The following is an 18,911-nucleotide window of genomic DNA, read 5'->3' as shown; positions in this document are numbered from 1 at the left end:
GCTATTCATCTAGATAAGCAACTTTTCGTGGGTTATTTATCTAGATGCATTAACTATCAATAACTTAGCTTACACTTGTGTTATGTAACAAGTGTCCTGCTCCCAATATAAGCGAACCTCATTTTGACTGATTTTGCTGCGCGACTAAAAAAAGTTGCATCAAACCCCGAAGTATTTAAGCAGTTTGGACGCGGTGTTGAGCGAGAAACTTTGCGCTATCGTCAGGATGGACATCTAGCTACAACTCCTCATCCTGAAGGGTTAGGCTCTGCGTTCACAAATCAATGGATCACAACGGATTTTTCGGAATCATTGTTAGAGTTCATTACGCCTGTGTCACATGAAATTCCAGAACTGATGGCACAGCTGAAAGATATCCATCATTTCACTCAAACCAAAATGGGTGAAGAGAAAATGTGGCCACTATCAATGCCTTGCTACGTCGGCTCAGAGGATGATATTCAGTTAGCCCAGTATGGCTCTTCGAATGCAGCGAAAATGAAAACGCTGTACCGAGAAGGTCTAAAGCGTCGCTATGGCAGCCTGATGCAAATAATTTCAGGTGTCCATTTTAACTTCTCATTTCCTGAAACATTTTGGGATGCGCTCTATGGCGAGCAAGATGAACAAGCCCGCCAAGATGCTAAGTCTGATGCGTACTTTGCGTTGATCCGTAATTACTACCGCTTTGGCTGGATGATTCCCTACTTCTTTGGTGCATCACCAGCGTTGTGTGGCTCTTTTATTCAAGGTCGTGAAACCGATCTGCCATTCGAGAAGATTGGCGGGACATTATATTTGCCGAAGTCGACGTCTTTGCGTTTGAGCGATCTTGGCTATACCAATAGTGCTCAAAGTGTGCTGAAAATTGGTTTTAACAGCATTGACCAATACCTCGATGGTTTGAGTGATGCGATTCGCCACCCATCAGAAGAGTTTGCGAAAATTGGGGTAAAAGTGGATGGTGAATACCGCCAGCTTAATTCCAATATCTTACAAATTGAGAATGAACTGTACGCTCCGATTCGTCCAAAACGTGTATCGAAAAGTGGTGAGAAGCCTTCAGATGCGTTACGACGCGGTGGTGTCGAATACATTGAAGTTCGTTCTCTAGATGTTAACCCATTCAGCGCAGTGGGTTTAAATGAAGAGCAAGTACGATTCTTGGATCTCTTCCTTACCTGGGCGGCCTTGTCAGACTCAGACCCTATGGATAACTGTGAATTAGAGTGTTGGCGCGATAACTGGAATAAAGTCATTGTTTCTGGCCGTGAAAAAGGTCTAATGCTGCAAATTGGTTGCCAAGGTGAGCGTCTATCTCTACAAGATTGGGCACACCGAGTTTTCGTCGAGTTACGTCAAATAGCACAGCAAATGGATATGACCGCTGGTGGCAGTGCATACCAAGATGTGTGTAATCAACTCGAGACATGGATTGATAACCCAGAACTAACGATCTCTGGTCAACTATTAGAGCTAACGAAAGAGCTGGGTGGGCTAGGTAAAGTTGGTTGTACTCTTGGTATGAAGTACCGTGATGAAAACCTAGCTCACGGTTATCAGTACTATTCACAAGATACGATGGAAACGGAAGTAGCGTCGTCCGTGGAAAAACAAAAGCAAGCAGAGCAGAGTGATACGCTTTCTTTTGATGATTTTTTGGAAGATTACTTTGCTTACCTGAAGCAGTAATGACTAACTAAGGATTGGTGCGGTTGAACATTAAGTCGTCAGTAGTAGCGGTACTTGGAAGCGTGTTACTTGCAGGTTGTGCTACGGCACCGCCAAAGCAGCAGAATAACTTATGCGAGATATTCCGAGAGAAATCCGGTTGGTACGATGATGCCAAAGATATGGAAGATGAATGGGGGACCCCTATTCATGTCGCTATGGCCATCATTAAACAAGAAAGCAGCTTTCGGCACGATGCAAAACCACCTAAAGATTATTTGCTAGGGTTTATTCCTTGGGGACGAGTCAGCAGTGCGTATGGTTACGCTCAAGCTCAAGACCCTGCTTGGGAAGACTTCCAAGATGCCACAGGTCAGGGTGGCTCTCGTACCAACTTCGATGATTCTATGATGTTTGTCGGTTGGTATACTCATGAAACACGGCGTCAGCTAGGGATTTCATTATGGGATCCCTATAACCAGTATCTGGCTTATCATGAAGGGCGAGGTGGGTATAAGCGAGGTACTTATAATCGAAAGCCTAGTTTAATCAAAGTCGCTCGACGTGTTGAACAAACAGCGAAAACTTATGGCTGGCAGCTGAAGCAATGTCGTCAGGAATTAGAAGACAACAGCAGCTGGTTCTTTTAGCCCACAGTCAGTTCATGTGCTGTAGGGATGAATGACATTTATCCATTACCGAAAGGTACTGGAGTTACAATCAGGAGAGATGTAATGCCTTTACTCGATAGTTTTACCGTGGACCACACTCGTATGAACGCACCCGCTGTACGAGTGGCGAAAACCATGCAGACCCCAAAAGGGGATACGATTACTGTTTTCGACTTACGCTTTACTGCGCCAAACAAAGACATTCTTTCTGAAAAAGGTATTCACACCCTAGAGCACCTTTATGCAGGCTTTATGCGTAATCACCTAAACGGTGATTCTGTTGAGATCATCGATATTTCGCCTATGGGTTGCCGCACAGGTTTTTACATGAGCCTGATTGGCACACCATCAGAGCAGCAAGTCGCAGATGCTTGGATTGCAGCAATGGAAGATGTGCTGAAGGTAGAAAGTCAGAATAAGATCCCTGAACTTAACGAATACCAATGCGGCACGGCAGCAATGCACTCTTTAAAAGAAGCACAACAGATCGCAAAGAACATTTTGGATGCTGGTGTTTCGGTGAACAAAAATGATGAACTTGCTTTGCCTGAGTCGATGTTAAAAGAGTTGCGCATCGACTAGGTGCTCATTAAGAAGCATATTGCCCCAATAAGTAAAAAGCCTGACATGAGTCAGGCTTTTCTTTTGGTTATTTGGATGTCGATTTTTTCTTCTTCGGATAAACACGAACGAGCTTGATTCGGTTCTCTTCAATCTCAACAAGCTCCATTGGATGACCAGCCACTCTCACACTTAGATGGCTCTCAGGAATATCTTCCAAGTGTTCTAAAATGAGCCCGTTTAGCGTTCTCGGACCATCCGTTGGTAAATCCCATTTCAGGCCTTTGTTGATATCTCGGATATTGGTGCTGCCTTCAATAAGAAAGCTTCCGTCACCTTGAGGACTGATTTCATCAGAGAGGCTTGGAGAAATTGACGTCGTGAACTCACCAATGATCTCTTCCAGAATATCTTCAAGAGTAATTAGACCGATGATATCACCGTACTCATCCACGATCAGACCGATACGTTGCTTGTTACGTTGGAATTTCAACATTTGCACGTTCAGTGGTGTGCCTTCTGGGATGTAATAGACCTCATCAGCAGCACGTAATAGCGTTTCTTTGTTGAATTCGTTCTTTTCCAACATCAGACGATAAGCTTCACGCAAGCGCAGCATGCCAACCACTTCATCAATTTGGTCACGATAGAAAACTATGCGCCCATGTGGTGAGTGGGTTAGTTGACGAACAATGGATTTCCAGTCGTCGTTAATATCGATACCAGTAATTTCATTGCGTGGGACCATAATGTCGTTCACGGTGACGTGCTCAAGATCCAAAATAGACACCAGCATGTCTTGGTGTCGGCGAGGGATCAAACCGCCAGCTTCATTTACTACCGTACGCAGCTCATCGGAGCTAAGATGATCTTCTGCTGAGTGATCCGCTCTTACACCAAGTAAGCGGATAAAGCCATTCGTAATAAAGTTAACAAGCATCACTAAAGGCGACAGTAACTTCATCAGTATGGTCAATAATATACTGCTCGCGTAGGACACACGTTCAGGGTAAAGCGCTGCAATTGTTTTAGGGGTAACCTCGGCAAAAACCAATACAACCATAGTTAGTGCACCGGTTGCGATAGCGACACCTAAATCACCATACAAACGCATACCAATAATGGTCGCGATAGCAGACGCGAGAATATTAACGAGGTTGTTGCCGATAAGAATAAGACCAATCAAACGATCTGGACGGTCTAATAGTCTTTCGACTCGCTTAGCACCCTTATGCCCGTTTTTGGCTAAGTGTTTTAAGCGATAACGATTCAGAGACATCATCCCTGTTTCTGAACCGGAAAAGTAACCTGATATGACGATAAGACACGCGAGTAGCGCAAACAAGATACCCGTAGAGATGTCGTCCAAAACGTTGCTGTTCCTTGTAAGTATTGGGTTATATAACGGTTGAGTAAGTCCGTTAAGTCAAAGAGTTAAGGCGTACTGTATTTTATCTAGCCTAAAATATAAAGGATAGGAGCCCTAGAGCTCCTTAATTCAAGATGATTTCTTTTACAAAGCGACTGCCAAAATATGCCAGAGTTAACAGTGTTGCTCCTGCAACAGCGAACCATGTGACTTTTCTACCACGCCAGCCTTTTTGATAGTGACCCCAAAGCAGTATTGAGTACACCACCCAAGCGATGAAAGAAAGAATGCCCTTATGTGCCTTACCTTGGGCAAACATATCCTGCACAAAGACAAAGCCAGTAATGAGCGTGGCAGTTAACAATAAGTTACCGATCAAAATGATTTTGAAGAGTTGACGCTCCACCATTAATAGAGGCGGCAGGTTTGGGTTAATCGCCAAAGATTTTTTTGCTTTCAGTTTGTGATCCAGCCAAGCCAACTGAAGCGCATAGAGTGCCCCGATAGTTAAAGTCGCGTATGAGAAGAGCGCAAATGAAATATGAATGAGTAGCTTAGGGTCATTCTCTAGGTGCTTTATAAACGTGCTTGGCAAAAATGTGGCAGCAGATAAATTGATGGCAGCAAAGCTATAAACGACAGGCAATAAAAACCACAGTCGGTTTTTCAACATAGCAAGGCTCATGACCAGAGAAATAATAAAACTGATCAAAGAAGCCACGTTGAGAATACTCAGGTTTTGACCTGAACCATCAAAAATCAGATCACTCAAAATCCACGCATGAAAAACAAGCGCACAGGCAGCACTAGCAAACACTGTTTTTGCTTTGATTCCTGACTGTTGTGAGAGTCCGGGTATGATGGTCGCAATCGCCAAGACATAAAGTATGGCGGCCGCGATGGCTATTAAGCTATCCATGAATCCTAAATATTATTGTGCACGATGGAGAAATTATACCTTGCATTACACTTTGGGGCTACGATATATCCGACATCAATCGTGAGAGATGAGATATTGAAATTAATAAGTTACCGCACCATATATAAATAGAGACAAGAATAGGACAGCGGTACGGGTATGACTCAGACCTTGGCTAATGTATACTCACACTAATTAATCGCCATTTTAGCGAAGAGACAAAGATGTTTGAGAATTTAACGGATCGATTATCCAAAACGCTGAAAAATATCAGTGGTAAAGGTCGTCTGACCGAAGACAACATTAAAGAAACCCTGCGTGAAGTCCGAATGGCTCTACTTGAAGCTGACGTTGCGCTTCCGGTCGTTCGTGAATTTGTGAACCGCGTTAAAGAAAAAGCGGTGGGCGTAGAAGTTTCTAAATCTCTGACTCCAGGTCAGGAATTTATCAAGATCGTTCAAACAGAACTTGAAGCCGTAATGGGTGAGTCGAATGAGGCGCTAAACCTTGCTGCTCAACCACCTGCAGTGCTTCTTATGGCTGGTCTACAAGGTGCGGGTAAAACCACATCGGTAGGTAAGTTATCTAAGCTTCTAAAAGAACGTGACAAGAAGAAAGTCTTGGTTGTGTCTGCCGACGTTTACCGTCCTGCGGCAATCAAGCAGCTTGAAACACTGGCATCAGACATCGGTGTTGACTTCTTCCCATCATCACCAGACCAAAAGCCTATTGATATCGCCAATGCAGCGATTGACCATGCGAAGAAAAAATTCTACGACGTACTTATTGTCGATACCGCAGGTCGTTTGGCAATTGATGAAGAGATGATGGGGGAGATCAAAGATCTTCACGCAGCTATCAACCCAGTAGAAACGCTATTTGTTGTTGACGCCATGACGGGTCAAGACGCAGCAAATACAGCAAAAGCCTTTGGCGATGCGCTACCTCTTACCGGTGTAGTTCTAACTAAGGTTGATGGTGATGCTCGTGGTGGTGCGGCACTTTCAGTACGCCATGTCACGGGCAAGCCAATCAAATTCTTGGGTGTCGGTGAAAAAACTGACGCGCTAGAACCGTTCCACCCAGATCGTGTTGCTTCACGTATTCTTGGCATGGGTGACGTTTTGTCTTTGATTGAAGACCTACAACGCAACGTTGACCAAGAAAAGGCAGAAAAGTTAGCGAAGAAGTTCAAAGAGAAGAAAGGTTTTGACCTTGAAGATTTCCGTGAACAGCTAGGCCAGATGCAAAACATGGGCGGCATGATGGGGATGATGGATAAGCTTCCAGGAATGTCCCAGCTACCAGACAATGTAAAAGACAAAGTCGATGACAAGATGTTCAAACAGATGGAAGCGATCATCAGCTCCATGACAATGAAAGAACGTCAACGCCCAGAAATTATCAAGGGCTCGCGCAAGAAGCGTATCGCGGCTGGTTCTGGTGTGCAGGTTCAAGATGTAAACCGCTTACTAAAACAGTTCACCCAAATGCAGAAAATGATGAAAAAGATGCAAAAAGGTGGAATGAAAGGCATGATGCGCAATATGCAAGGCATGATGGGCGGCATGGGTGGTGGCGGTGGCTTCAATCCATTTGGTCGTTAATTAATCGATCACGCATAGATTCAGGGTGTTAGGTACGTCACAAACTTTAAATTCAATTTATGTTGGTGAAAAAGTAACTAAACTCCTTGCATTGCTCCGGGAGAAGAGTAAAATTCCGGAGCTTTATTTTGGCACGAGACCCCAAACTGTTTAATTTATTGAATGGTTTTTGGGGTTAATTTTATTTTTGAGAAAGCAAAGAGGACGACATGGTAACCATTCGTTTGGCACGTCACGGCGCTAAAAAGCGTCCATTTTATCAAATCGTAGTAGCGGACAGCCGCAACGCTGCAACTGGCCGTTTCATCGAGAAAGTTGGTTTCTTCAACCCAACTGCTAAAGGTCAAGAAGAAGGTCTACGTCTAGACCTAGACCGCGTTAACCACTGGGTTGGTCAAGGCGCGTCAGTATCTGACCGTGTTGCTAAGCTAGTTAAAGACGCTCAAAAAGCGGCTTAATTTTTTACTTGAAAAGTAGAAACTAGTTTATGTCGATGAAAGGTAAAGAAACAATGAGCAACGAAAAGATTGTTGTAGGCAAGTTTGGTGCTACTTACGGCATTCGTGGTTGGCTTAAAGTTTTTTCCTACACAGACAATGCTGAAAGCATTTTCGATTACAGCCCTTGGTACATTAACCAAAAGGGTAAGTGGGTTGAGTACAAAGTAGAAAGCTGGAAGCGCCATAACAAAGGTATGGTGGCTAAGCTGGAAGGCATGGATGTTCGTGAAGACGCGCATCTAATGACGAACTTTGAAATTGCTATTGACCCTGCGGTACTTCCTGAATTGTCAGAAGATGAGTTCTACTGGCGCGAATTGTTTGGGATGCAAGTTGTAACTACTAAAGGTTACGATCTAGGTGTCGTTACTGACATGCTAGAAACTGGCTCAAACGATGTTCTGGTTGTTAAAGCAAATCTTAAAGATGCTTTCGGGCAGAAGGAACGATTAATCCCGTTCCTTGAAGAGCAAGTGATCATTAATGTTGATCGCGAAGCTCAACGGATCGAAGTTGACTGGGATCCTGGATTCTAATCTCCAAAATTACAGAGCGAGATAAACATGTGGGTTGGCGTTATTAGCCTTTTTCCAGAAATGTTCCGTTCTGTTACTGATTTTGGAGTAACAGGTCAAGCGGTTAAAAAAGGTCTTTTGTCGATTGAGACTTGGAATCCTAGAGATTTCACTCACGACAAACATCGCACAGTCGATGACCGACCTTACGGTGGTGGCCCTGGTATGTTAATGATGGTTCAGCCTTTGCGCGATGCCATTCATACCGCGAAAGCAGCCTCACCGGGCAAGACGAAAGTCATCTACCTTTCTCCTCAAGGTCGCAAGCTCGACCAGAAAGGAGTGGAAGAACTGGCAACGAATGAGAACTTGCTTCTGATTTGTGGTCGTTATGAAGGGGTAGATGAGCGCATCATTCAATCTGAAGTCGACGAAGAATGGTCGATTGGTGATTTTGTGATGACGGGTGGTGAGATACCAGCCATGACGTTAATCGACTCTGTCTCTCGGTTTGTTCCGGGTGTACTAGGGGATTTCGCGTCAGCAGAAGAAGACTCTTTTGCAAATGGCTTGTTAGATTGCCCTCACTATACGCGTCCAGAAGTATTGGATGACAAAGAGGTACCAGCTGTACTGATGTCAGGCAATCACAAGGACATTCGTCAATGGCGACTCAAGCAGTCGTTGGGCCGTACTTGGCTAAGAAGACCAGAGCTCCTGGAAAACCTAGCTCTGACTGACGAACAGGAACAATTACTTGCTGAGTTTGTTAATGAGCATAAAGCCATTAAAGAACATAACGCAAAGTAACCTAATTTATTTAGTATCAGTTTATTCTAGGAATTTAAAAAATGAGTAACATCATCAAAGCTCTTGAAGAAGAGCAAATGAAATCAGACCTACCTAAATTTGCACCAGGTGACACTGTTGTAGTTCAAGTTAAGGTAAAAGAAGGTGACCGTGAGCGTCTACAGGCTTTCGAAGGCGTTGTAATCGCAATCCGTAACCGTGGTCTACACTCTGCTTTCACTGTACGTAAGATCTCTAACGGTGAAGGTGTTGAGCGTACGTTCCAAACACACTCTCCAATCGTTGATAGCATCGAAGTTAAACGCCGTGGTGCAGTACGTCGTGCCAAGTTGTACTACCTACGTGAGCGTTCTGGTAAGTCTGCTCGTATCAAAGAGAAACTTGCTAAGAAGTAATGCTATAACTAGCGTTCTCATCTTAAACGGAGTCCTTTTAGGGCTCCGTTTTTTTATTTGTGTAATTAGCTTGCTCGTTTCTTTTCACCCGACCTGCACTGTCGATGCTCATGCACTGACGTACACTCCACGCCTCTGTCTTGTTGTGAATAGATTCCTGATGTCGCTATGGCTCCTCGGAATGACGGGAAACAATGATCAAATATTACTGGGTTCTGTGGTTAAAATTCGTCATTCTGGATAGCGACGAAGGAGCGTGATTCAGAATCTACTAGTTGAGAATGTAAGTGTTTAAGTTGTTAGCTTCATCCTTGCTGTTAGTAGATTCTTAATGTCGCTATGGCTCCTCGGAATGACAGGAAATGATGGTCAAAGATTACAGAGTACCGTGGTTAAAATTCGTCATTCTGGACAGCGACGAAGGAGCGTGATTCAGAATCTACTAGTCGAGCATGCAATTGTTTAAGTTGTTAGCTTCATCCTTGCTATGAGTAGATTCCTGATGCCGCTATGGCTCCTCTGAATGACGGGAATTGATAGCCAAAGATTACAGGGTACCGTGGTTAAAATTCGTCATTCTGGACAGCGACGAAGGAGCGTGATTCAGAATCTACTAGTCGAGTATGCAAGTATTTATGTTGTTAGCTTCATCCTTGCTATGAGTAGATTTCTGATGCCGCTATGGCTCCTCGGAATGACAGGAAATGATGGTCAAAGATTATAGAGTACCGTGGTTAAAATTCGTCATTCTGGACAGCGACGAAGGAGCGTGATTCAGATTCCCTAAGAAGGAACCTAGGGTATTCCTTTACCCTAGGTCTCAATTTAATACTGGTCTTCAGACCAGCCATCACTATCGGACATATCGGGTGCGCCAGGGATGGTGTTTTCTTCATCTGCCCATTCACCAAAATCAATCATTTGGCATTGTTTACTGCAGAAAGGGCGATGAGGGCTTTGTTCTCCCCATTCTACGTCGGCGCCACATTGTGGGCATTGAACGATGGTAACTTTAGACATAGTTGAGCGTCCCATTACTAATTGGTGTTAAAGGGTAGTATACCTAAACGAATTAAAGATGGCTTATTCAACGCGCTATTGCTGCTACGAAATTTTATCAAATATAAGCGCAATAAAGCGTTGAATTTTAGATTATGGAGGCGAGGCGTAGTGTCGTCTTAGCTGCACACAGCAAGTTCAAACTCAATATCTTGTGTGCACGCTTGACCGTTTTCAAACGACATGAACTTGATCGCAAAGCGATTTTTATGACCTGAAATCATAGGATAAACGCCATATTCCATTGGGATGTGAAGTCTTAGAATGTTGGCTTCATCAGCGTCGCTTTGGAAGAAACCTGCACGACCGATTTGAGCTTTGAAATGTCCGGTCTCTCTAGTGAGCTTTAACCATAACGAAAGCGCATCAGATAAGGGCTTTAAGCTTGCTTGCCACTGTTGTGCATCACGCTTTTTACGTTCAATGGGTAGGTGAAGCCAGTAGTGTAATGCTGGCAGATCAAAGCAGCATGAACCACCCGGTAGATTAAAGCGTTGGCGGATAGAGCTTAGGAAGCGATCTTCTTTTAATGCTTGGCCAAAACGTTCAGCACCCATTAGTTGGCTATGAACGACATCTATCTCTTGTAGCAAGGTATTTAATGCGTCTTGATCGACACCATCAACATTTAGCCAATGGCGGTACGACAGCCGTTGCTTCTCAAGATCTTTAGCCAGTTCACTTTTCAGTTGGATTTGTTCGAAGATCTCAACCATATCGAATAACGCACGGAAAAACAGTTGATACTGATGATTTTCGCTAAACCCAGAGGCCAAGTGAGCCTGACGCAGCAGAGACTCCACTCTTAGATAAATACGAGTTTTCTCATTTAACGGATGTTCAAATTTGTGCGTGGTCATCGACATAAGCCTTTGTGAGTTTCGTTCCTATTTTCGCAGATTTTTCTTACACATGGCTAGGTACTTTTCGTGCAAATCTGTGATTTGAAGCAAAAGATCAGGGTCACTTGGATTATTCTTAACCACATCGTCTGCAAGCGCGAGCCTTTGCTCTCTTGATGCTTGAGAGGCAAGGATGGCGCGAACTTGATCTTCACTCACATTGTCTCGTTTCATCGTGCGAGATATCTGTGTATTCGGTTCTACATCGACGACAAGAACGCGATCACACAAACTATCTAGCTTGTTTTCTACGAGCAACGGCACCACAAGTAACGCATACTCTGAAGTGACTTGCTGCAAATCTTCGATCATCTTTTCACGAATTATCGGGTGCAACAGTGCGTTGAGCCATGCTTTTTCATCTGAATTCGAAAAGATTTTTTCTCTCAGCTTTGCGCGATCTAAAGTTTGGTCTTCACGAACGATATCGTGACCAAAGTGTTCAATAATCGCGTTTAGGCCGGGAGTACCTGGCTCGACAACTTCTCTTGCTACAATGTCGGCATCGACGATATCGATTTTAAATTGTTGTTTGAACAGATTCGCGACGGTTGTTTTTCCACTAGCGATACCACCTGTTAAACCAATAACCAAAGCCATTTACACTCCTAGAACTGAAGTAAAGTACCAGTTTAAAATCTGGTCGCCCCAAATTAAGCTTATCCAACCAGCAATTGCTAAGTAAGGACCGAAAGGGAAAGCTTTTTCAATTCCCTGCTTTTGCAAGCGTAGTTGAATGATGCCAAATACGATGCCAACCACAGAAGAAAGTAGAATGATCATCGGCAGTGACTGCCAACCTAGCCAAGCTCCTAGTGCCGCTAGTAGTTTAAAATCACCATACCCCATTCCTTCTTTACCAGTAAGTAACTTAAAGCCCCAGTAAACGGACCAGAGACATAGGTAACCAGCAATAGCACCAATGACAGAATCTTGTAGAGTAACAGGACTTATTTCGACTAATGCTAAGGCAATGCCAGCCCAAGTTAATGGTAATGTTAATTGGTCAGGTAACAACATAGTATCGAGATCGATAAATGTTGCGGCGATTAAGATAAAAGTAAAAAAGAGTAGGGCAACGGTAAAGTAACTAAAACCAAAGTAATAAGCTATAAAGCCTGAACAGAACGCGGTGAGCAGTTCAATCAGTGGATAGCGTGCGCTAATGGTTGCCTGACAGTTGTGACATTTGCCTTTTAAAAGCAGCCAGCTAATCACAGGAATGTTGTCGCGAATACGTATCGGTGTTGCGCATTTCTGGCAGGAGGAGCGTGGAACGCTCAAGGTCAGCACTTCTTTAGGAGGTTCTATTTTGTATTCAGGAAATGACTCGGCACATTCGCGTCGCCATTCTAGTTCCATGATTTTAGGTAGTCGATAAATAACCACATTGAGGAAGCTACCCACGATCAGACCGAAGATGGTGGCAAACACAACGAATAGCCAAGGGTAGTACTGGAATACTTCCATATTTGTCTCTTGAGCGATGAGTGAAATCAGCAAGATGCTGTTTTAAAGGAGTTAACAGCTCATTCTAGCCCAATACACTCATTAAGTTAAAGATTGGCAAGTACATTGCTGTCACTAATCCGCCAACAACGATACCTAAAAAAACGATAATTAGTGGCTCTAGAATTTTACTAAGGTTGTCGACGGTGTTGTCGACTTCAAACTCGTAGATTGTTGCAACTTTATTGAGCATATCGTCAAGTCGACCAGACTCTTCACCGATCATAACCATTTGTAACACCAATTCAGGGAACACATTACAGTTGCGCATGGCTACATACATTGGCATACCTGCGGCGGTATCACGGTAAACTTCTTCTATGGCGAGTTGATAGTGCAAGTTTCCTGATGTTTTTGATGTAGTTTTTAAACTGGTTAGAATTGGAATGCCCGCTGTAAAGCTTGTGGCGAGTGTTCGACTAAATTTGGCGATCGCTGCTTTTGATAATACAGGCCCAAGGACAGGAAATTTAAGCATAGATCGATTGAGCGTTAAGCGAAAAGAATCTGAACGCTTAGAGAGGATTCTCGCCGAGATGAATAAACTAATGGAGCCTAGTGCGATAAACGGACTCCAGTTTTGTGTCCAGGCGGAAAGATCTAACACTTGCCTGGTAAACCAAGGTAAGTCAGCACCAAAACCAACAAACATTTTTTCAAACTCGGGAATGACTTTGGTGAGCATGATAAACGACACGCCTAACGCTACTAGCACTACCATCGCAGGGTAAATCAGTGCTTTGATCACTTTCGCACGGAGTTGTTCATTTTTTTCTCGGTAGGTGGCTAAGCGCTCGAACACTTCTGCTAAGTTACCGGATTGCTCACCTGTGGCGATAAGATCAGTATAGAGTGGGTCAAAGTGTTCACTTGCAGTGCGCATGGCTTTTGACATGGGCGTCCCCGCTTCAACGGCGCGTGTCACGCTCATCAAAATGGATTTCATCTCTGCTTTTTTGTGATTCTCTGATACCAATTTTAAAGCCTGAACCAAGGGCACACCGGTTATCAACATCGTCGAAATTTGGCGGGTAAACACCGTGATGTCTCTGCCTTTCACGCGATGGCTGAGTTTAGTGAGAAACGAAATACTGCTTTTCTTTAACTTCTTGATCTTGATGTGCTGTGCGTCTAGACGCTCGCGTACTTCAATTTCCGTCATCGCGAGGGTTTGTCCAGACGTCTTTTGGCCTGAACTGTTGATGCCTTTCCAGCGGAAGTTTTTAAGTTGTGGTGTAGTGCTTTTCATGGATGTGACTGCTGATTAAAGGATTAAAAATAAAGTACGCGCTGTAGTTCACTAAAACTTGTGATCCCTTGTTTGAGTTTTTCTATGCCCGACATTTGTAACGTGCTCATACCATTTGCGATGGCGAGTTTTTCTAGTTCATGTACCGAGGCGCCTTTAATAAGCGCTTCGGAAAGAAATTCATCAAAGCGCATCACTTCATAAATCCCCGTTCGGCCGGAATAACCATGGGTACACTCATTACATCCATCGGGATTGGCTTTAAAAATGTTGTCGCTTGCTTGAATTCCAAGGTGTTGTAGCTGAACGGTAAGCTCTTGTGATTGTTTACAGTGCGAGCACAGTTTACGGGCCAAGCGCTGGGCAATAATCAAACTAAGAGATGAGGCCAAGTTAAAGCTTTCTACGCCCATGTTTGATAAACGAATAACCGTTTCAGCAGCAGAATTGGTATGTAAGGTTGAAAGTACTAAGTGACCGGTTTGCGATGCTTTTATAGCGATTTCGGCGGTGTCTAAGTCACGAATCTCACCGACCATTACCACATCCGGGTCTTGACGTAAGAAAGAGCGCAGGGCTTCGGCAAAACCAAAACCAATCTTAGGCTGAACCTGAACTTGGTTAATGCCCGATAAGTTAATTTCTACTGGGTCTTCTGCCGTGGAAATATTGATTTCTGGCTTATTGAGGATACTTAGCCCAGTGTATAGAGAAACGGTTTTACCGCTCCCTGTTGGGCCAGTCATCAGAATCATGCCTTGTGGGCGACGCAGCGCATCCAAGTACAATTGTTTTTGTTGTTCGCTATAACCAAGCTTGTCGATATCCAATGACGCAGAGCTGCTGTCGAGCAGTCGTAGTACAATTTTCTCTCCAAATAGAGTAGGCAGCGTGGATACACGCATATCAATTGCGGTGTCTTGATTCAACTTGAGCTTAATACGCCCATCTTGTGGTAAACGTCGCTCTGCAATATCAAGCTTAGAGAGGATTTTGATACGAGCGGATAAGCGGCGACTTAAGTGGCTTGGTGGCTGCTGTGTTTCAATTAAGATGCCATCGCAGCGTAGGCGCACGCGGTACATCTTTTCATAAGGCTCAAAGTGGATATCGGATGCGCCTTTGCGCACAGCGTCCAATAGAATTTGGTTGATGTAACGGCTAACAGGAGACTCATCTTGGCTCAAGTCTTCAATGTTGTCGATTTCATCTGCGCCCACGTCAACCAGATTGGCTAACTCTTCTTGGTTGATCTCTTTTAACCCGGACTTCTCATGACTCAATGAACGACCATACAAGCGTCGAATTGCCGCGCTGAGTTGACTAAAATCCCCCAAGACCAATTCAACCTGTAAACCAGTGGCAAAGCGAAAATCATCTTCTGCTTGTTGGTTGGTGGGGTCGGCAACGGCGAGTAATAACGTTGAAGACGTACGCTGGAGTGGGAGTGCGTTATGCCGTGTGATTAATTCCCTAAGGCCAAGTTGCTGACAAAGCGAAGCATACTCGTACTGAGATAACTCGGGCTGATTTAAACCAAAGAGAGAACTTAAGTGCTCAGCGAGTTCGCTTGACGTGAAGAATCCAGAACTGAGTAAAGCTTCCGGCATCGAAATGCCAGAAGCTTTGACTTGCTCTATTAACGATTCTTCTTGGGAAAACGTCAGTAACCCTTTTTGGCGAAGAGCCGTGGATAGGTTGGTTAACATATTCTATAAATTAGCATCCTTAGAACATGATTTTGGAAGTAGTTTAGCATCTAGGGTGGCTTTACATGTCCATGTACCACCAGCCGCTCTGTTTAGTGCTATTTTTGCATTATTTACGTCAGGGCTATTTCCAGAACCGGCAAAAGTTAACAGGATGTTGCTATTGGCGTCATCAAAAGTTATTGCACCATTGTTTGGCTGAATCACTCCTAAGTCAGTTGTTAGCTGGCCAGCAGTTGTACCATCAGGAAAACTACCATTTGTAACAATGTAATCTTCAACATTAGTTCGTACTGAGGTTATTGTTGCTAGTCCAGCCCCCAACTCTGACTTGGCCACATAGTTTTGGTATTGAGGGATAGCAATCGCTGCTAAAACACCAATAACGGCCACCACAATCATTAATTCAATCAGAGTAAAACCCTGTTGTTCTTTATGTTTACTGTTTTTCATTTTTAACCCTTTCCTAAAAATTAATAATGCTCTTGCATTGGCGAAAGATTATGGAGAGTTAAGGTGGGTTGAAAATGGGGAAGGGATGGGCTCTCGAGTGAGATAAAACTCTTTGGTGAAAAGTTGCATATCGCATGCAGAGTTTTGCGAGTAGTACTATTTTTTAGTGGATAAAAAGAAAGGGCCAATTGGCCCTTTTAAATGATGAGTTACTCACAACTCACTGAGTTAGTTGAAGTAATTGAGATTGTGTTGCTTTTATTATTTGAAGCGCATCGAAAGATCCATCGCTTTTAAATGCTTAGTCAACGCGCCTACCGAAATGTAATCGACACCGGTTTCTGCGTATTCTGCGATGGTCTCTAGCGTAATGTTGCCGGAGTTTTCTAAAGCGGCACGACCTGCGTTAATCGCTACGGCTTCACGCATCATTTCTTTTGTGAAGTTATCGAGCATGATGATGTCGGCACCAGCCTCTATCGCTTGTTTCAACTCTTCTAAGCTTTCCGTTTCTACTTCTACTGGTTTGCCTGGGTTAAGCTCTTTCGCTTTTTGGATGGCTTGAGTGATGCCACCACAAGCAATAATGTGGTTTTCTTTAATGAGGTAAGCGTCGAACACGCCGATGCGATGGTTAAAGCCACCACCACACGTCACGGCGTATTTTAGTGCGCTACGCAGACCAGGAATGGTTTTGCGTGTGTCTAGTAGACGACACTCAGTATGCGCGATTTTTTCAGCGTACTCTGCGGTAACTGTTGCGCAGCCAGACAACGTTTGGATGAAATTCATTGCGTTACGCTCACCAGTTAACAAGTCACGAGCAGGGCCTGTCAGCGTGCAAAGGGTTTGGTTAGGTTCGACTTTATCTCCGTCCTTTACGTGCCATTCAATGCTGACCTTGCCACCGAGCTGTTTAAAAACTTCATCAGCCCATGCTTGACCACAGAACACACCATGCTCACGAGTAATAATCGTTGCGGCATTAACCGCATCGGCAGGGATCAAAGATGCAGTAATGTCGTTATCTGCGTCGACACTGCCACCTAGATCTTCTTTTAAGGTATCAGCGACAGAGCGAGTGATCTCTAAAGGGAGTTGTTGTTTAAGGTATTCTAGGCGTTCTTGAATGTTGTGTGTGTTCTTCATCGCAAATCTTGTCTTGAAAGGGAGATGGCAACGAATGATACTCTCCGGTGTCAATAATTTCAGCAGTTAATTTGCAAAGTAGAGAGGTTGATATGCGCCCAATTATCGAGAATGGCTGGCTGACACAGGCAAAGCATGTTCCGTCACCATTTTTTGATGCCCGCTCTGATATAAACGACATCTCTCTGCTGGTGGTACACAACATCAGTTTGCCTCCTGGGCAGTTTGGTGGACCATATATAGAGGACTTCTTCACTGGCAAGCTAGACCCAAATGAACATCCATTTTTTGAAGTTATTCACAAAATGGGCGTTTCTGCACATTGCTTGATTAAAAGAAACGGCGAGGTTGTTCAATTTGTTTCTTTTCTTGATAGAGCATGGCATGCCGGTCAATCCAGTTTCGCGGGCAGGGAGCGTTGTAATGACTATTCCATTGGTATCGAGCTTGAAGGGACAGAATTTACTGCCTACACAGAAGCGCAATATCAATCACTTGCAGAGATCACTGAGGTGATTATGCAGTCTTATCCTCAAATCACCCCGCCACGAATTACCGGTCATCAATATATTGCGCCCTTGAGAAAAAGCGATCCTGGTCTAAGCTTTGATTGGGTGAAATATAGACTGCTTATACAGCGTTGATTTGTAGCGAAAGTGTAAATTCAAAAAAGCGAAATAAATAAGGCATACGATCAGGTATGCCTTTTTTTGATACCAGAAATATTAATGATTGTTAAAAGTTAACTACATTTTTACGCTCGCATATGCCGTTTTGGTGAATAAATAGACTGATAATTTTGTCATTTTCTGTATTTCTTTTCCAAAACTGCTAGCACGTCGACTTCCCATTTGTATGCTTTATGTAATTGGTCATACCAATTCTATTGCTGTTTTAACAGTCGATTGTTATCAGAGTGTTGGAAGTAAGCTCGTTCTATGATTTAGGTCAATTTTCGGCTGGACAGTGGCGTTTTAATTATGTTAATTTCTGCACCAACTTAAAATTGGTATTACCAATTACCTGCAAGAGTAGAAGAACAATAAATTATGGCTTATCAAAGGATTCGTCAGCCAAAACTCTCTGATGTTATAGAACAAGAGTTAGAAAGGTTGATAGTGGAAGGAACATTGTCTCCGGGGCAACAACTGCCTCCAGAGCGTGAACTGGCAAAACAGTTCGATGTGTCTCGTCCTTCAGTCCGAGAAGCCATTCAACGCTTGGAAGCGAAGCGTTTGTTGACTCGTCGCCAAGGTGGCGGAACATTCGTAAGTGAGAATATCTGGAAGAGCTTTTCAGATCCCTTGTTGAATTTGTTGTCTAGTCATTCTGAAACCCAGCTTGATGTGCTTGAGTCTCGTCATGCAATGGAAGGAATTTCAGCTTACTTTGCAGCTTTACGTGGTACCGAAGAAGATTTTGCGCGTATTCAAGGTTGCCTTGAACGCATTAGCCAAGAGCAAGCAAACAACGATATCGAAGCTGAATCTGCGGAAGTGATGCAATTTTTGATCGCTTTGACAGAAGCCGCGCACAACGTGGTTTTGTTGCACATTGTTCGAAGCTTAGCACCTTTGCTTGAGCAAAATATTCTACAAAATTTTAAATTACTACGTCGCCGCCCAGAAGCGGTCGAGAAAGTCAGTAAACACCGAGCCAATATCGTGGATGCGATTGTTTCTGGTCAGCCTGAAAAGGCGCGAGAAATGTCCCACTCGCACTTGGCTTACATCGAAGAAACATTGTTGGATTTGACTCGAGAAGAGTCTCGACGAGAGCGTTCTCTACGTCGAATTCAGCAGGGTAACGACTCGTAAGAGCGTTACTTAAATAAGTAGATCCAACCAACAGAAGGATAGATCG

Annotated in this window: 20 protein-coding genes; 10 read left to right on the top strand and 10 right to left on the bottom strand. The window is 43.8% G+C overall.

What is annotated here, in order from left to right; genetic code table 11:
• The first annotated feature begins 123 nt into the window (after positions 1 to 123).
• The 3 genes from gshA (at position 124) to luxS (ending at position 2,924) form a co-directional block, all read left to right on the top strand.
• Positions 124 to 1,692, top strand: a complete 1,569-nt coding sequence (gshA, locus tag R7M92_RS11760; protein WP_005385430.1) for a glutamate--cysteine ligase — start codon at positions 124 to 126, stop codon at positions 1,690 to 1,692.
• 23 nt (positions 1,693 to 1,715) lie between these two features.
• Positions 1,716 to 2,321 carry a hypothetical protein gene (locus R7M92_RS11755; protein ID WP_005379943.1) on the top strand — a complete coding sequence of 202 codons (606 nt, stop codon included), beginning with the start codon at positions 1,716 to 1,718 and terminating at the stop codon, positions 2,319 to 2,321.
• Between the two features lie 84 nt (positions 2,322 to 2,405).
• Complete coding sequence (gene luxS / locus R7M92_RS11750) at positions 2,406 to 2,924, top strand: S-ribosylhomocysteine lyase (protein ID WP_017820391.1); 519 nt, start codon at positions 2,406 to 2,408, stop codon at positions 2,922 to 2,924.
• Between the two features lie 67 nt (positions 2,925 to 2,991).
• On the opposite strand, the gene R7M92_RS11745 is transcribed toward luxS, so the two are convergent.
• Together R7M92_RS11745 and R7M92_RS11740 are read right to left on the bottom strand one after the other, a co-directional pair.
• On the bottom strand, positions 2,992 to 4,272 hold the full coding sequence (locus R7M92_RS11745; RefSeq protein WP_005379948.1) for an HlyC/CorC family transporter: 1,281 nt from the start codon (positions 4,270 to 4,272) through the stop codon (positions 2,992 to 2,994).
• A gap of 124 nt (positions 4,273 to 4,396) precedes the next feature.
• The gene (locus R7M92_RS11740) at positions 4,397 to 5,191 is read right to left on the bottom strand and encodes an inner membrane protein YpjD (RefSeq protein WP_005379950.1); all 795 of its coding nucleotides are present in this window, start codon (positions 5,189 to 5,191) and stop codon (positions 4,397 to 4,399) included.
• Positions 5,192 to 5,415: 224 nt separating this feature from the next.
• Between R7M92_RS11740 and ffh the strand changes: the two genes are divergently transcribed.
• The 5 genes from ffh (at position 5,416) to rplS (ending at position 9,018) form a co-directional block, all read left to right on the top strand.
• Positions 5,416 to 6,798 carry a signal recognition particle protein gene (gene ffh, locus R7M92_RS11735; protein ID WP_005385423.1) on the top strand — a complete coding sequence of 461 codons (1,383 nt, stop codon included), beginning with the start codon at positions 5,416 to 5,418 and terminating at the stop codon, positions 6,796 to 6,798.
• Positions 6,799 to 7,007: 209 nt separating this feature from the next.
• Entirely contained in the window at positions 7,008 to 7,256 is a 249-nt protein-coding gene (gene rpsP, locus R7M92_RS11730) for a 30S ribosomal protein S16 (protein WP_005379962.1), read from the top strand.
• Between the two features lie 29 nt (positions 7,257 to 7,285).
• Complete coding sequence (rimM, locus tag R7M92_RS11725; protein ID WP_005379964.1) at positions 7,286 to 7,834, top strand: ribosome maturation factor RimM; 549 nt, start codon at positions 7,286 to 7,288, stop codon at positions 7,832 to 7,834.
• 27 nt (positions 7,835 to 7,861) lie between these two features.
• Complete coding sequence (gene trmD / locus R7M92_RS11720; RefSeq protein WP_005385420.1) at positions 7,862 to 8,623, top strand: tRNA (guanosine(37)-N1)-methyltransferase TrmD; 762 nt, start codon at positions 7,862 to 7,864, stop codon at positions 8,621 to 8,623.
• Positions 8,624 to 8,664: 41 nt separating this feature from the next.
• The gene (rplS, locus tag R7M92_RS11715; RefSeq protein WP_005379971.1) at positions 8,665 to 9,018 is read left to right on the top strand and encodes a 50S ribosomal protein L19; all 354 of its coding nucleotides are present in this window, start codon (positions 8,665 to 8,667) and stop codon (positions 9,016 to 9,018) included.
• A gap of 825 nt (positions 9,019 to 9,843) precedes the next feature.
• Here the strand turns inward: rplS and yacG are convergent.
• From yacG to nadC, 8 genes are all read right to left on the bottom strand, one after another.
• Positions 9,844 to 10,038, bottom strand: a complete 195-nt coding sequence (gene yacG, locus R7M92_RS11710) for a DNA gyrase inhibitor YacG (RefSeq protein ID WP_017635922.1) — start codon at positions 10,036 to 10,038, stop codon at positions 9,844 to 9,846.
• Between the two features lie 158 nt (positions 10,039 to 10,196).
• The gene (gene zapD / locus R7M92_RS11705) at positions 10,197 to 10,937 is read right to left on the bottom strand and encodes a cell division protein ZapD (RefSeq protein WP_005373086.1); all 741 of its coding nucleotides are present in this window, start codon (positions 10,935 to 10,937) and stop codon (positions 10,197 to 10,199) included.
• A 27-nt stretch (positions 10,938 to 10,964) separates the two neighbouring features.
• The gene (coaE, locus tag R7M92_RS11700; RefSeq protein ID WP_017635920.1) at positions 10,965 to 11,579 is read right to left on the bottom strand and encodes a dephospho-CoA kinase; all 615 of its coding nucleotides are present in this window, start codon (positions 11,577 to 11,579) and stop codon (positions 10,965 to 10,967) included.
• Positions 11,580 to 12,449, bottom strand: coding sequence for a prepilin peptidase (locus R7M92_RS11695; RefSeq protein WP_017635919.1), 870 nt, complete (start codon positions 12,447 to 12,449; stop codon positions 11,580 to 11,582).
• A gap of 64 nt (positions 12,450 to 12,513) precedes the next feature.
• The gene (locus R7M92_RS11690; protein ID WP_318133402.1) at positions 12,514 to 13,737 is read right to left on the bottom strand and encodes a type II secretion system F family protein; all 1,224 of its coding nucleotides are present in this window, start codon (positions 13,735 to 13,737) and stop codon (positions 12,514 to 12,516) included.
• 23 nt (positions 13,738 to 13,760) lie between these two features.
• Positions 13,761 to 15,446 (bottom strand): type IV-A pilus assembly ATPase PilB, encoded by a 1,686-nt coding sequence (pilB, locus tag R7M92_RS11685; protein ID WP_136976641.1) that lies wholly within the window; start codon positions 15,444 to 15,446, stop codon positions 13,761 to 13,763.
• A 3-nt stretch (positions 15,447 to 15,449) separates the two neighbouring features.
• On the bottom strand, positions 15,450 to 15,899 hold the full coding sequence (locus R7M92_RS11680; protein ID WP_054574816.1) for a pilin: 450 nt from the start codon (positions 15,897 to 15,899) through the stop codon (positions 15,450 to 15,452).
• A 261-nt stretch (positions 15,900 to 16,160) separates the two neighbouring features.
• Positions 16,161 to 17,048, bottom strand: coding sequence for a carboxylating nicotinate-nucleotide diphosphorylase (nadC, locus tag R7M92_RS11675; protein ID WP_005386616.1), 888 nt, complete (start codon positions 17,046 to 17,048; stop codon positions 16,161 to 16,163).
• Positions 17,049 to 17,140: 92 nt separating this feature from the next.
• Between nadC and ampD the strand changes: the two genes are divergently transcribed.
• Together ampD and pdhR are read left to right on the top strand one after the other, a co-directional pair.
• On the top strand, positions 17,141 to 17,692 hold the full coding sequence (gene ampD / locus R7M92_RS11670) for a 1,6-anhydro-N-acetylmuramyl-L-alanine amidase AmpD (RefSeq protein WP_042521337.1): 552 nt from the start codon (positions 17,141 to 17,143) through the stop codon (positions 17,690 to 17,692).
• 405 nt (positions 17,693 to 18,097) lie between these two features.
• Positions 18,098 to 18,865: a pyruvate dehydrogenase complex transcriptional repressor PdhR gene (gene pdhR / locus R7M92_RS11665; protein ID WP_005379989.1), complete on the top strand. Its 768-nt coding sequence runs from the start codon at positions 18,098 to 18,100 to the stop codon at positions 18,863 to 18,865.
• The last annotated feature ends 46 nt before the right edge of the window (positions 18,866 to 18,911 follow it).

The organism is Vibrio sp. Vb2880 (assembly GCF_033337975.1).
Taxonomy (GTDB): domain Bacteria; phylum Pseudomonadota; class Gammaproteobacteria; order Enterobacterales; family Vibrionaceae; genus Vibrio; species Vibrio alginolyticus.
This window is presented reverse-complemented; position numbering and strand designations above follow the sequence as displayed.

Coding starts and splice junctions, on each gene's coding strand:
- luxS (WP_017820391.1), top strand. CDS start 2,406: ATGCCTTTACTCGATAGTTTTACCGTGGACCACACTCGTATGAACGCA.
- R7M92_RS11740 (WP_005379950.1), bottom strand. CDS start 5,191: ATGGATAGCTTAATAGCCATCGCGGCCGCCATACTTTATGTCTTGGCG.
- ffh (WP_005385423.1), top strand. CDS start 5,416: ATGTTTGAGAATTTAACGGATCGATTATCCAAAACGCTGAAAAATATC.
- rpsP (WP_005379962.1), top strand. CDS start 7,008: ATGGTAACCATTCGTTTGGCACGTCACGGCGCTAAAAAGCGTCCATTT.
- rimM (WP_005379964.1), top strand. CDS start 7,286: ATGTCGATGAAAGGTAAAGAAACAATGAGCAACGAAAAGATTGTTGTA.
- trmD (WP_005385420.1), top strand. CDS start 7,862: ATGTGGGTTGGCGTTATTAGCCTTTTTCCAGAAATGTTCCGTTCTGTT.
- rplS (WP_005379971.1), top strand. CDS start 8,665: ATGAGTAACATCATCAAAGCTCTTGAAGAAGAGCAAATGAAATCAGAC.
- yacG (WP_017635922.1), bottom strand. CDS start 10,038: ATGTCTAAAGTTACCATCGTTCAATGCCCACAATGTGGCGCCGACGTA.
- zapD (WP_005373086.1), bottom strand. CDS start 10,937: ATGACCACGCACAAATTTGAACATCCGTTAAATGAGAAAACTCGTATT.
- coaE (WP_017635920.1), bottom strand. CDS start 11,579: ATGGCTTTGGTTATTGGTTTAACAGGTGGTATCGCTAGTGGAAAAACA.
- R7M92_RS11695 (WP_017635919.1), bottom strand. CDS start 12,449: ATGGAAGTATTCCAGTACTACCCTTGGCTATTCGTTGTGTTTGCCACC.
- R7M92_RS11690 (WP_318133402.1), bottom strand. CDS start 13,737: ATGAAAAGCACTACACCACAACTTAAAAACTTCCGCTGGAAAGGCATC.
- pilB (WP_136976641.1), bottom strand. CDS start 15,446: ATGTTAACCAACCTATCCACGGCTCTTCGCCAAAAAGGGTTACTGACG.
- R7M92_RS11680 (WP_054574816.1), bottom strand. CDS start 15,899: ATGAAAAACAGTAAACATAAAGAACAACAGGGTTTTACTCTGATTGAA.
- nadC (WP_005386616.1), bottom strand. CDS start 17,048: ATGAAGAACACACACAACATTCAAGAACGCCTAGAATACCTTAAACAA.
- ampD (WP_042521337.1), top strand. CDS start 17,141: ATGCGCCCAATTATCGAGAATGGCTGGCTGACACAGGCAAAGCATGTT.
- pdhR (WP_005379989.1), top strand. CDS start 18,098: ATGGCTTATCAAAGGATTCGTCAGCCAAAACTCTCTGATGTTATAGAA.